At 64.9% G+C, this 12,388-nt stretch carries 9 protein-coding genes and 1 pseudogene; 6 read left to right on the forward strand and 4 right to left on the reverse strand.

Annotated elements, in window-relative coordinates; translation table 11 throughout:
• A pseudogene (locus tag IC50_RS42740) lies at positions 1-209 on the forward strand (SAM-dependent methyltransferase); the annotation flags it as partial.
• Between the two features lie 528 nt (positions 210-737).
• Here the strand turns inward: IC50_RS42740 and chrA are convergent.
• Positions 738-2,123 (reverse strand): chromate efflux transporter, encoded by a 1,386-nt coding sequence (gene chrA / locus IC50_RS22995; protein ID WP_035710009.1) that lies wholly within the window; start codon positions 2,121-2,123, stop codon positions 738-740.
• A complete protein-coding gene (locus IC50_RS23000; RefSeq protein ID WP_035710012.1) occupies positions 2,123-2,941 on the reverse strand; it encodes a chromate resistance protein ChrB domain-containing protein in 819 nt (272 codons plus the stop codon). Before IC50_RS23000 ends, chrA begins: the two co-directional genes overlap by 1 nt.
• 195 nt (positions 2,942-3,136) lie before the next feature.
• Between IC50_RS23000 and dmeF the strand changes: the two genes are divergently transcribed.
• The 4 genes from dmeF to IC50_RS23020 all read left to right on the forward strand — a co-directional run bounded on the left by dmeF (position 3,137) and on the right by IC50_RS23020 (position 9,450).
• A complete protein-coding gene (gene dmeF, locus IC50_RS23005) occupies positions 3,137-4,108 on the forward strand; it encodes a CDF family Co(II)/Ni(II) efflux transporter DmeF (RefSeq protein WP_035710014.1) in 972 nt (323 codons plus the stop codon).
• A 296-nt stretch (positions 4,109-4,404) separates the two neighbouring features.
• A complete protein-coding gene (locus IC50_RS23010) occupies positions 4,405-6,237 on the forward strand; it encodes an adenylate/guanylate cyclase domain-containing protein (protein ID WP_035710016.1) in 1,833 nt (610 codons plus the stop codon).
• Between the two features lie 198 nt (positions 6,238-6,435).
• The gene (locus tag IC50_RS23015; RefSeq protein WP_081492487.1) at positions 6,436-7,410 is read left to right on the forward strand and encodes a phosphatase PAP2 family protein; all 975 of its coding nucleotides are present in this window, start codon (positions 6,436-6,438) and stop codon (positions 7,408-7,410) included.
• Between the two features lie 150 nt (positions 7,411-7,560).
• Positions 7,561-9,450, forward strand: coding sequence for a hypothetical protein (locus tag IC50_RS23020; protein WP_157461032.1), 1,890 nt, complete (start codon positions 7,561-7,563; stop codon positions 9,448-9,450).
• 81 nt (positions 9,451-9,531) lie between these two features.
• Here IC50_RS23020 and IC50_RS23025 read toward each other — a convergent pair whose 3' ends face one another.
• Together IC50_RS23025 and IC50_RS23030 are read right to left on the reverse strand one after the other, a co-directional pair.
• Positions 9,532-9,723, reverse strand: a complete 192-nt coding sequence (locus IC50_RS23025; RefSeq protein WP_035710024.1) for a hypothetical protein — start codon at positions 9,721-9,723, stop codon at positions 9,532-9,534.
• Positions 9,724-9,754: 31 nt separating this feature from the next.
• Positions 9,755-10,912, reverse strand: a complete 1,158-nt coding sequence (locus IC50_RS23030; RefSeq protein ID WP_035710028.1) for an MFS transporter — start codon at positions 10,910-10,912, stop codon at positions 9,755-9,757.
• Between the two features lie 171 nt (positions 10,913-11,083).
• On the opposite strand from IC50_RS23030, the gene IC50_RS23035 reads away from it, so the two are divergent.
• A complete protein-coding gene (locus tag IC50_RS23035) occupies positions 11,084-12,343 on the forward strand; it encodes an adenylate/guanylate cyclase domain-containing protein (protein ID WP_035710026.1) in 1,260 nt (419 codons plus the stop codon).
• Positions 12,344-12,388 lie beyond the last annotated feature (45 nt).

Genomic DNA, 12,388 nt, shown 5'->3' on the forward strand with positions numbered 1-12,388 from the left:
AGGATAATCTCAACCCGATCGGGCGCATCTATTACGCAGCTTCGACCATGATCTGCACACCTGCATCCCTCGACCAAGAAGTGGGTTTGGCGCTAGGGGCGCAGGCTGGCGAGGCAAGACTGCGGGATGTGGCTCAGCAGGCCGGGTTTACGCGCTTCCGCCGCGCCGCCGAAACTCCGTTCAATTTGATCCTCGAGGCCCGTCCATAGCAATCTTCTAACAGCGCGCCGGGGTGCGTGAAGGGTGGAGGTGGCGCAGGCTCGCAGACCGCAGCGACATGTCCTGGACGAAGTAGGGCAGAATCCGTCCGGTCGGCGAGCGCTGCCCTTGACCCTGAAACGGAAAGGACAAGCCGATGACTTGCTCGCGTTCACCGCGCAGTGATCGCCCTCGGCGACGTCCAAGATCTTGACCGCCTGTGAAGTCGTTTACATGTGTGGGCCCTTGGTGCGGACTAAGGTGAGGAAAGCTCCCCACTTTCACGGAGGCATCCATGCTCGCGCCAATCAAATGGAACTTCCGACACAGTGCTCGCGAATGGGTAGTTATGGCTGTGGCCCTAGTCGTCCAGCGCCGCACACGCACAAGCCGGCAGAACGGCGAAAGCAAGCAAAGGCCACCGCTCTGGAAGCACTTCGACGACACCCATCATTGGGACTCAACCGCGGAGGAATGGGTCCCCAATCCAGATCGCTGATCGTGCAACGCATTGTACGCACCGGACGTGACTACACGTCCTAGATGACTGCCCCCAGTCGCAGCGCCACACCCGCGGCGCAACTGCCCGCGAGCACCGTCAGCATGCCCAGCTTGAACCGAAAGATCGCCGTCGCCGCCGCGATGGAGAGCACGAGAGCGGGGATGTCGACGCTCCTCAGCACGGGCATGTCGAAGTTCAGCGGAAACGCTTGCAACGGCACGGTCTCTCGGAACAGCGTGTGCAGCGCGAACCAGATCGAGAGGTTGAGGATCACGCCGACCACGGCTGCGGTGATTGCGCTGAGCGCGCCGGCGAGGCCGGTGTTGCCGCGCAGGCGCTCTATAAAGGGCGCGCCGACGAAGATCCAGAGGAAGCAGGGCGTGAAGGTGACCCAGGTCGCGAGCAGGCCGCCGAGCGTGGCTGCGAGCATCGGCGACAGGCCGCCCGCATCGCGATAGGCCGCCATGAAGCCCAGGAACTGGAGCACCATGATCAGCGGGCCCGGCGTGGTCTCGGCCATGCCGAGTCCGTCGAGCATCTCGTGCGGCTTCAGCCAGTGATAATGCTCGACCGCCTGCTGGGCAACGTAGGCCAGCACGGCGTAGGCGCCGCCGAAGGTGACCAGCGCCATCTTCGAGAAGAACAGCGCGATCTGGCTGAAGACATTGCCTTGCCCAAGCGCGAGCAACAACACCATCACCGGGACCAGCCAGAGCGCCAGCCACAACGCACCGACGCGGACCGCGCGCGCGGTGTCGGGCTTGACGTGGTCGGGCACGGCCTCGCCGAGCATGCTGTCGATCGCCGCGCTGCCGCCGCCATGACCGTGACCGGCCGGGGCGAACTCGGCGCGGCCGCTGCGCGCGCCGGCATAGCCGACGAGGCCGGCGGCGATGATGATGATCGGGAAGGGCACCGCGAAGAAGAAGATCGCGACGAAGGCCGCGGCCGCGAGCGCGATCATGATGCGGCTCTTCAGCGCGCGCTTGCCGACGCGCACCACGGCCTCGACGACGATGGCGAGCACGGCGGCCTTGAGGCCGAAGAACAGCGCCTCAACGAGGCTGACATTGCCGAATGCCGCGTAGACGTAGCTGAGGCCCATGATGGCGACGATGCCGGGCAGGATGAACAGCCCGCCCGCCAACAGCCCGCCGGCGGTGCGGTGCATCAGCCAGCCGACATAGGTCGCGAGCTGCTGCGCCTCCGGGCCCGGCAGCAGCATGCAATAGTTCAGCGCATGCAGGAAACGGCCTTCGGAGATCCACTTCTTCTCCTCGACCAGGATGCGGTGCATCACCGCGATCTGGCCCGCGGGCCCGCCGAAACTCAGGCACGCGACGCGAAGCCAGACGCGGAACGCTTCGTTGAAGCTGACGCCGTGACCGGCGTCAGCTCCTGATTGAACGTTACGGGTGTCCATTACGCCTTCACCTTGTTGGTCGGCCAGTTGTGGGTCTCGGCGGTGGCGTCGCGGCACCAGCGGTAGAAGGCATCGTAGAGCGTCATGCCGGCCTCGAGCTGTTCGAGGTCGTCGTCGTACATCCGCGACAGCCCGAGCGAGGCCGCGAGCAGGCCCGGTGCCTCCGGCGCCAGATCCGGCCGCGCGGTGTCGGCGCCGCGCACCAGCGTCGCGAGGCGAAGCAGGGCCGGGGTGGCGATCCCGAACTCCTCGATCATGATGTCGAAGGTGCAGAGCTCGCCACGGTGGCTCCAGAACACGTTCTCGATGTCGAAGGGGGCCGCGCCGAAGCGCTCGCCGACGCCCACCACTTCCGACGGCACCACGTACAGGAACACCGCGCTGGGATCGACGAAGCGGCGGATCAGCCACGGGCAGGCGATACGATCGACCTTCGGTCGCGCCCGCGTGACCCAGACGGTGCGCCCCCTGGCATCACGTGGCGGCAGCTTGCTTGAGTCGAGCAGCGGCAGCTTGGCCGCCTTCCAGCCCTCGAAGCCGCCCTCCAGCGTTTCGGCTTGCACGCCGAACTGGCGCAGCCAGGCCGCGGTGCCCTGCGCGAGCTTCTCGCCGCGCAGGCAGGAGACGACGGCGCGGCGGCCGGCGAAGGCGCCGCCCCAATCCGTCACATTGTCGTGGCTGAGCCTGATGGAGCCGGGGATCAGCCGCCGGTCGGCGGTAAAATCCTCCTCGGTGCGCACATCGATCAGTGCAGGCGCGTTCGCCGTGCCGATCAGCCGTGCCATTTTGTCAGACGAGATGGTCGTGAATGTAGACATGATGCGTCCTCGCAAAAAACGAACGGGACGCGATGCTTGGGCCTGTCGCCTCGTGGGGAGATCGCTCGATCCCCATGGCGCAGATTACAGCGAAACCAGGCAGCACTGTCAATCCGCGGAGCGTTTGGGTCTTAGGAAATTGGTGCCCGCCGTCTATACTGCACGCCGACTGACCTGATTATTCCGGAGAATTCGATGCATTCCCATTCCATCGAACAATGGACCCACGACCACGCGTTCCTGGGCGAGACTCATGACGAGAACGAGCGGCGGACCTGGCTCGTGGTCGTCCTGACGCTGGTCATGATGGTCGGCGAGATCGTGGCAGGCTCGCTATACGGCTCGATGGCGCTGCTGGCCGACGGCTGGCACATGGGCACGCATGCGGCGGCGCTCGGCATTGCCGCCTTCGCCTATCGCTTCGCGCGCCGGCATCTGGGGAATGCGCATTTCACCTTCGGCACCGGCAAGTTCGGGGATCTTGCCGCCTTCGCCAGCGCGATCATTCTCGGCCTGATCGCGATCGAGATCGCTTATGAGAGCGTGCTGCGGCTGATCACGCCGGTGCCGATCGTCTACGGCGAAGCCATGGCGGTGGCGGCCCTCGGCTTGTGCGTCAATCTCGCCAGCGTGTGGCTGCTGCGCGATAGCCACGATCATCACCATCACGGTCACGACCATGGCCATGATGATCACGACGATCATGACCACGACCACGATCATCATCGCCATCGTCACCATCACCACGACAACAACCTTCGCGCGGCCTATGTCCATGTCATGACGGATGCCGCAACCTCGGTGCTGGCGATCGCAGCGCTCGCCGTCGCCATGTATTCGGGCTGGGTCTGGGCCGATCCGGCCGTGGGCCTGATCGGCAGCGCCGTGATCGCCAGCTGGGCGTTCGGCCTGGTCAGGTCATCGGGTGCGGTGCTGCTCGACGTGCGCGCCGACGAGAAGTTGGAACGGGTGATCCGGGCCCGCATGGAGGTCGGTGACGATCGCGTCACCGACCTCCATCTCTGGCAGGTCGGGCCCGGCCATTGTGCCGTGCTGCTCTCGGTGGTGTCGGACAAGCCGAAGCAGCCGGCCGTCTACAAGCGGCGGCTGGCGGGATTGAAAGGTCTCAGCCACGTCACCGTCGAGGTGGAGACGTGTCCGCATTAGCGGCGAATGAACGTGAATTCTCGCATGACGGGAAGAAGCTTGTGTTGTTTGTCGTGGGTTGTGCATGTCTGCCGCGGATGCGGCCCGGCCGGGCATTTCGCAAAATCGTGATCTGGTTCATAACCGAGCGGCCGCGTGCGCAGTATGGAGTTACGTGCGCCCGATGAGGGCTGCCGCCGAATTGGCAACTGCCGGGCAAGGTCCGGTCTACATCAGGGAAGTGGAACAGTACCGGCCTTAAGGGCCATTCACCTGAGAGTCCGGTCAGCGGAGGCCGGGCTTCGGAGAGACGAGCAATGGGCCTCGTGCAGCAGGACACTGTGGTCCTCTTGGTCGACCTCGTCGAGTCCGTGCGGCTGATGCGGCAGCACGAGGCATCCGCGGTGCGCCGATGGACCGACTTCGTCCAACTTGCCACCGGCCAGATTCTGCCGCGCTATCGGGGCGGCCTCGTGAAAAGCCTTGGAGACGGGCTGATGGCCCGCTTCGAGTCGGTGCCTGATGCCGTCAATGCCGCGGCCGACATGCACCGGAGCATCGCTGCTCAGAATACCGGGCGTCCCGAAGATCAACACTTCCAGCTTCGTGCAGGGATCAACGCTTCCACCGCCTGGAGCGACGGCATCGACTTCTATGGCACCGGTATCAACCTTGCCGCCCGGCTCGCAACCCTTGCCGGTCCCGGTGAAACGATCGCCAGCGAGGCCGCGCATGAGCAGCTGGCGGCAGCTCTTGCCAGCCTGGCCAATCCGGGGGAGACGATTGGCAGCGCTGCGGCGCGCGACGAGCTGACGCACGGAGTGGATGCGCAGTGCGAAGATTTGGGCGACTGTATCCTCAAGCACTTTGACAAGCCGGTTCGCGCCTACCGCGTTGGCCCGGCCAGTCCACATCCGAGCCTCGCCGCTCGGCGAGACTATGGAACTCCCATGGAGCCGACGATCGCCGTCATACCTTTCGACGCACGCAGGGACGCGGAGGAACATCTCGACATCGGCAACCTGATCGCGGACAGCGTGATCTGGCGCCTATCCAAATCGGCGAACCTCAAGGTGATCTCGCGTCTGTCGACCAATACATTCCGCGGCAGGGTCAGCGATGTGGCGGAAGTATCGGCGCATCTCGGTGCCACCTACATTCTCAGCGGCAGCTATGTGGTCGATGCGGACCGGATACTGGTGACGGCCGAGCTGTCGGCGGCGCGGACCAACCAGGTGGTCTGGACCGACCGCCTGGGCGGCGGTCTCGGCGACCTGCTGCAGCCGGAGAGCGAACTGGCGCACCGCATCGCCGCTGCGGTGCATCTGTCGGTCTTCGATGCCGAGGTCGAGCATATCCTGACCCAGCCGTTGCCGACGCTGGAGAGCTATTCGCTGCTGCTTGGCAGCATCCGCCTGATGCACCGGTCGAGCAGGGAGGAGTTTCTCCAGACGCGCAAGGTTCTGGACGAACTGATCAATCGCCACGGCCGGATAGCTGCCCCGCGCGCCTGGCTCGCCAACTGGTACATCCTGCGCATGACGCGCGGCTGGTCCGAGGACCGCAAGCGCGAGGCCACCGAGGCCTTGAGTGCCACTCGGGCGGCGCTCGACCGCGACCCGTCCGACGCGCTTGCGCTTGCGACCGAAGGCTTCGTCTATTGTCACATGTTGAAGGACCTGGACGCTGCCCGAAGGCGGTGCGAGCAGGCAGTCGATGCCAACCCCAGCCACGCGCTGGGCTGGCTCTACCGCGGCACCGTCAATGCCTTCAAAGGCGAGGGCGAGGCGGCCGTGGAAGCAACGCGGCGCGCTCTGGAGCTCTCGCCGCTCGATCCGCAGCGCTATTATTTCGAGTCTCTCGGCGCCACGGCGCTCCTATCTGCGCATCGATACGAGGAGGCGGAAAAGCTCGCGCGCTCATCTCTCGTTCTCAATCGCATGCATCCGTCCACCTGGCGGGTCCTTGCTATCGCGCTCGTTTCGCAGGGACGCATAGCGGAGGCCCGCGAGGCCTTGGGCAAGATGCGCGAGCTCGAGCCGCAATTGACCGTAGATCGATACATCGGGCGCCTCCCGAATGCGCAGCTCGAAACAGGCAGGTACTGGGCCCGCTGCCTGGAAGTGGCAGGATTACCGACGACAGGCTGACTAGACTCATACCGACTTGTTTTCATAAGGAGGCAGGCAATGGCTCAACTAGGCGGAGCGGGAGGAGCAGGCGGCGCAGGTGGTGCTGGCGGAGCCGGCGGCGCAGGGGGAGCAGGAGGTGCAGGCGGAGCGGGCGGCGCTGGAGGGGCCGGAGGGGCGCTACTTGGCACACTGGGCGACGTCTGGGCCAATCCCATCATGGTGGATGCACTCATCCTCGAGCGTGAAGGGATCACCGTTCCCGAGGGGCCGCCGCCAGTTTGCTACGCTCCGGGATTGCCCAGCATTGAAGACCCGGTGCAAATAGAGCGCTGGGAACCCTGGGTTCGTGCCTTTATAGCCGTCGGCGAAATGCTGCAGGGGATCAGCTTCGCGAAAGTCGGGACGGGAGCCGGCACCGCATTCCAGGTTTGGTCGTCCGGATCGCTGGTCGCGGAAATCCAACGTCCGGCGCCGGCAACATTCGTGGCGCAGATCCCGATGGTTCTCAGCTGGGCCGAGCTGCGCAGCGAACGAGCCACCGAGATCATGGCGCAGATTGATCCCCAGTACGCCTTCTGGTCGTCGATCGTCTATCTGCACCCAGATCGCACGAGGCGTACGTTCGAACTCATCAACATGGTGCTGCAGTTCTGCGTCTATGTGGAAATGCGCTTCAAGCACGCGCTGGCGTGCTGGCGCCCGGTCGAATACAACGCGCAAGTGCAGCCGATGATCACGACACCGGGTCACGGCAGCTTCCCGATGGGACACGCTACGCAGACCTACGCGGTGGTTCAAGTATTGAAGGCACTGCTCAATCTCGCACCGAGATACCCGACGGTGATCGAGCAGCTCGACCGTCAGGCGGCGCGCATTGCGACCAATCGTGTCGTGGCGGGCCTCCATTTTCCGGTCGACAGCATGGCAGGGCGCATGTTGGGCGTGACGCTGGGCGAGTATTTCGTCGGACGTTGTCTGGGGAGCACAGCATCGAAGAGCCGCACGTTCAATGCCAGCTACATCGACAACAATGCCGGGACGGACTTCAATCCATTCAGCCCGGACCAGCAGTTCGCTGCGAACAAGTTCTACTCGGAATCTCCGGAAGGGCCGATCACACAGTCCCTCATCATGAATGAGCTTTGGGGAAAGGCCAGGGCCGAGTGGACGGACTGGTACAAATTCACCTAGGCGAGGCTTCGTTCAGCGTGTTGCAGCGGAGGACCTTCCATGGCCAAGGAATTGCCGAAATCCTTCGACCCGTATCTCCGGTACGCGATCGGGAGCGACTTCAAGAACTTCGAGTTTTTCGACGATCAGAATTCGAAGCTGTTCCTGTTCGTGGAGCTCAAGACGGCCGAACTGGCCGATGACTTCAAGACCGCAATGAGCCGTCCCAGCCTCGGCGCCGAATTCGGACTGACCAGCCCGAATTCGCGACATCTGACCATGCGGGCTCGCAAGGCGGCCGTCGGGCCGGAGAGTTACCAGGCATGGAACGACAACGTATCCCGGGTCGAGCTGTCTCTGCCGTTGAAGCCGACGGCCATCAAGAAGGGCGCGTTCCGCAACAGGTCCGCGAGCGCAGCAGCACCGACATCGCTCCTCATTGGCGTGATCGACGATGGCTGTCCGTTCGCCGCCGCTCAGTTCGTCAAATGGACCGCGGGTGTTGCAACCGGGACGCGCGTGCGCGGCATCTGGGATCAGAATGAGGATCCAGCCAGAGTCCCGATCCCGGTCGGCGCCGACGTCTTCGGCGAGAAGCCGTTCGACTTCAATTACGGCCTCGAGTTCTTCCGGGAGTCCGGAGGCGGCGTGATTGGCCTCGACGACTGGATCCTGTTGCACAAGAGGGCGAACACGATCGACGAGGATGGCTGCTACGCGGATGCGGGTTTCAAGACCCTCAAGCATCAACGCTCGCATGGCGCACATGTGATGGACGTCCTCGCAGGACGCATACCGCCCTCGGCACGCATCGCGCGGCGCGATCCGCCGAGTTGGAATCCCGGAGATCCCATGACCGATCCCGCTTGCGAAGCCGATATCGTGTTCGTGCAGTTTCCGGAGAGCTGCCTTCGTGATGCGACCGGCGTGTGGCTGAAGGGCTACGTCGCGGACGGAATCGAATACATCATGTCATTTGTCGATTCCCGGATAAGGAACGTGGTGATCAATGTCAGCTACGGACCGACGACCGGACCTCACGACGGCACCGCGGCGCTCGAGGACAAGCTGAGGGAGCTTGTCACCTACTACGACGGCACTTCCGGAAGTCCAAAGCTTGATATTTTTCTGTCCGCCGGCAACGCCTATCTGGGCGAGGGGCACGTCCGTTTCGTCAGGCAAACCATGGCAGACCCCGATCATGTCGAATGGACGTGGCGCCTTCCTTCCGACAACACCGTGCTCTGCTTTGCCGAGGTCTGGATGAAGGAGAACCACACGGACAATGTCATCGTTACGCTCACCTCGCCCGGCGGTCGTAGCTCCTCATCGACCGCTGGTCCTCCGCCCCCACCCCCTCCACCTCCGCCGCCGAGCGTACCCGTACTTCCACCCTACACCGGTGCGTATGCCCCGGTTGTCTGGGGTGACGACAGGGTGTGGCTGATGGCGGTCGAGCCCACCATCGCCGGAGCCGGCACGGTGCCCGAACATGGGAACTGGAAGATCAAGGTCGAGGGCATCGAGGTGGGGCACGAGGTTCACGCTTATGTGGCCCGCACCGATCCGAACATGAACATGCGCACCGGCGCGAAGCGCTCGTATTTTGTCGATGCCGGATGGGAGGCGGGCCGCGCGGCCGGGTCCGGCTGCACGTATGCCGATGGGGAGTTCGACAAGAGCGGATCGCTTGTTTCTCGCCTGGGCACCCTTAACGGGATTGCTACGGACAGCGTCGCGGGTGTGCACGTGGCCGGCGGCTACATTCTTTCGGCGCCAAAACGCAAGTCGTCTTATTCGTCGGCGGGCCCTGCACGACCCGGGCCCTACCCACGGCGCGTCGGTCCCGACTATGCGCTGTTCTGCGACGAGTCGGATGCTCTCCAGGGCGTACGCGCCGGGGGCAATCGAAGCGGCGCCGTGTTTCGCCTCGTCGGCACCAGCGCCGCCGCGCCGCAACTCGCGCGACTGGTTGCGGACGGGGTGTCGTTGACGGCACACGATCCTCCAACCAGTCCTCCGGACGAGAAGCGAGGCGATGGCGATCTCGATCCGCCGTGAGCCGATCACGGGAAATCTTCTGGCCGGGCTGGTCGCCGTGTCCGCCGGTATCTGGATTGCGACCAGCGAGGCGAAGGCGGTTTAGCTCCGCGGCGCGGTCACCATCGGAGGGCTCGCGTCCGGGGTCTTCTTCGGCTTCAGCGTACCGGCATAGAACGAGAGCAGCCATACCAGCAGGATGGCGAGGAGATAGACGCCCCAGGCCTGGGGCGGCGTCGTCGCCCACCGCAGGAGGCCTTTGAGCGTACGGGGCGGGCCAGCGTTTTCGGTCATGGCCCGCTTGTGCGCGAAAGCCTTGCCCCGGTCAATCTGGCCGCGGCCCCGGGCGGATCAGGAACAGCGCCACGAGCGCGGAAAGGCTGAGCGCAGACGAGACGATCAGCACCTTGGCGCCCATGAGGTCGATCAGCAGGCCGAAGGCGAGCGGCGCCACCGCCTGCGCCATCCGTGCCGGGGCGCCGATGATGCCGAGACGGTAACCGAAATCCTTCGGGCCGAAGATCGACAGCGGCAGCGTGCCGCGGGCGATCGTCAAGATGCCGTTGCCGGAGCCGTGGAACAGCGCGAACGCGCTCGCCGCCGCGCCGCCGAAGATCGCAACGATCACGGCTCCGACCGGGTGGGTGAGGCAGGCGAGCCGTGTCGACCACAGCGGATGGAAGCGGCTGAGAAAGCCGGCCTCCAGCATGCGTGCGCCGACTTGCGCCGGGCCGATCAGCGCGCCGGCCGCGATCGCCTCGGCCGGCGTTGCGCCGGTGGTCTCGAGGATGCGCGGGAAATGCGCGGCCATGGCGCCGGTGACGGTCCAGACCGCCGCGAAAATGAAGGCGAGCAGGAGCATGGTGCGATCGAGCGGCAAATGCGGCTTCTCGGCCGTGGACGCGGCCTGCTTGGCGCCCTTGATCACCGGCAGCATCATAAAATTGAGCGGCAGTCCGATCAGGATGTTGGCGGCGGCCCACGCGAAACAGGTGTCACGCCAGCCGATATGGGCGATGCCCCAGGCGGTGAGCGGCCAGCCGACGGTGGAAGCGAAGCCCGCCATCAGCGTGATGCCGGTAATGGGCTTGCGCGCCTCGGTGCCGTAGATGCGGCCGAGCGCTGCGAAGGCGGCGTCGTAGAGCCCCATCGCCATGCCGATGCCGAGCACAAGCCAGGCGATCGCCATCACCGCGATCGATTGGGAGAACCCGAGCAGCACAAGACCGGCGGCGATGGTCAGGTTCGAGGCCGACAGCACCTGACGGCCGCCGACGAGGTCGATCTGCCGTCCGATGCGCGGGCCGAGCATGGCCGAGATCACCAGCGAGGCCGAAAACGCGCCGAAGATCCAGTTGGAGGAGACGCCGAGGTCGCGGGCCATGGGATCGGCGAGCAGCGCCGGCAAATAGTAGCTCGAGGCCCAGGCCAGGGTCTGCGTGGTGCCGAGCGCCAGGATGATCGGAAGCTGGCGCTGGGTCATCCGCGCATGCGTCCGATTCTGGTCGACGAAGTGTTCATCGCCAACACTTGCCGCCCGCGCGGCGAGTGCGTCAACCGTGCCCGCGACATATTCGACCTGCAAGGGCCGGGAGGCTGGCGCGCAGCCGGCCCTGCACCTTTCGCCCGTCACGAATGCACGGCATAATGGCGCATGCAACTGACCTCGCGCCTCGAGTTGATGAACTGGTTGGCTGGGCAGGGCCTTACGGGCCTGCCCGAACCCGAACTGCTCCGCGGCTTCTGCGAGCGCTGCCGTGCCCAGGGGCTCGCATTATCGCGCGGGCTCGTCGTCATCGACACGCTGCATCCGATCTACGAGGGCCGGGCGTTCCGTTGGAGCGACACCCCGACCAACGAGAGCGACGTCGTCGAGTATGGATCCACGGCGGAGGGCGACGCGGCCAGGAACTGGCGCCGCTCGGTGTTCTATCATTTGCTGGAGCATGGCGACGACGAGATGGTGATCGATCTCGCCGACGCGCCGTCGCTTGACTTCTCGCAGATCGGTGACCTCGCCGAAACCGGTCACAGGCATTTCTTGGCGTTCGTGCATCGCTTCGGCGAGACCGGAGCGCTGGGGCAGATGGACTGCCTCTACTCGTCTTGGACGACGCGGCGGGACGATGGCTTCACCGAATCCGAGCTTGCCGCGCTGCGCGATCTCGTGCCGGTGCTGGGTCTTGCGATTAAGTCGGCGCAGCAGGTCGACATCGCGCGCACGCTCGGCCGCGTCTATCTCGGCCGCGACGCCTCCGAACAGGTTTTGCGCGGGCGCATCTCGCGCGGCGTCACCGAGCGCATCAACGCCGTGCTCTGGTATTCGGATCTGCGCGGCTCGACCGGGATCAGCGAGAGCATCGGTCCCGACGAGATCATTCCGTTCCTCAACGACTACGCGCAGGCCGTGATCGACGCCATCCACGAAGCCGGCGGCGACGTGCTCAAGCTGATCGGCGACGGCGTGCTCGCGATGTTCTGGGGCGAGGACATGGCGGATGCGCGGCGGGCGGCGCTGCGGGCCGAGCACCTGTTCCGCAAGAACGTCGCCGCGCTGAACAAGCGGCGGGCGGCGGAGGGCCGTCCGACCACGTCGGCCTATATCGGCCTTCATGTCGGCGAGGTCTTCTACGGCAATATCGGCAGCGAGGACCGGCTCGATTTCACCGTGGTCGGCCCGACCGTTAACGAGGTCAGCCGCATCGCCTCGATGAGCCGATCGGTCGATCGGGAACTGCTGGCCTCATCCGAGTTCTACAAGGGTCTCGATGCCACTGGGCGCCGCTATCTCGTCTCCACCGGCCGCTACGCGCTGCGCGGCATCGGTCGCGCGCAGGATCTCTACACGCTGGATCCGGAGGTCGATGCGAGCGAGCCGGTGACGGGGAGCTATGAGCGGTATCTGGCGAATTAGCGCCGCTGTTTCGACATACTCCGTCATTGCGAGCGAAGCGAAGCA

The sequence above is a fragment of the Bradyrhizobium genomosp. I (2014) genome (genome assembly GCF_000261685.1).
Classification (GTDB): domain Bacteria; phylum Pseudomonadota; class Alphaproteobacteria; order Rhizobiales; family Xanthobacteraceae; genus Bradyrhizobium.

What these genes read in the sequence shown, in the direction of transcription:
- chrA (WP_035710009.1), bottom strand. Translation starts at nt 2,123, where the DNA reads ATGGACACCCGTAACGTTCAATCAGGAGCTGACGCCGGTCACGGCGTC.
- IC50_RS23000 (WP_035710012.1), bottom strand. Translation starts at nt 2,941, where the DNA reads ATGTCTACATTCACGACCATCTCGTCTGACAAAATGGCACGGCTGATC.
- dmeF (WP_035710014.1), top strand. Translation starts at nt 3,137, where the DNA reads ATGCATTCCCATTCCATCGAACAATGGACCCACGACCACGCGTTCCTG.
- IC50_RS23010 (WP_035710016.1), top strand. Translation starts at nt 4,405, where the DNA reads ATGGGCCTCGTGCAGCAGGACACTGTGGTCCTCTTGGTCGACCTCGTC.
- IC50_RS23015 (WP_081492487.1), top strand. Translation starts at nt 6,436, where the DNA reads ATGGTGGATGCACTCATCCTCGAGCGTGAAGGGATCACCGTTCCCGAG.
- IC50_RS23025 (WP_035710024.1), bottom strand. Translation starts at nt 9,723, where the DNA reads ATGACCGAAAACGCTGGCCCGCCCCGTACGCTCAAAGGCCTCCTGCGG.
- IC50_RS23030 (WP_035710028.1), bottom strand. Translation starts at nt 10,912, where the DNA reads ATGACCCAGCGCCAGCTTCCGATCATCCTGGCGCTCGGCACCACGCAG.
- IC50_RS23035 (WP_035710026.1), top strand. Translation starts at nt 11,084, where the DNA reads ATGCAACTGACCTCGCGCCTCGAGTTGATGAACTGGTTGGCTGGGCAG.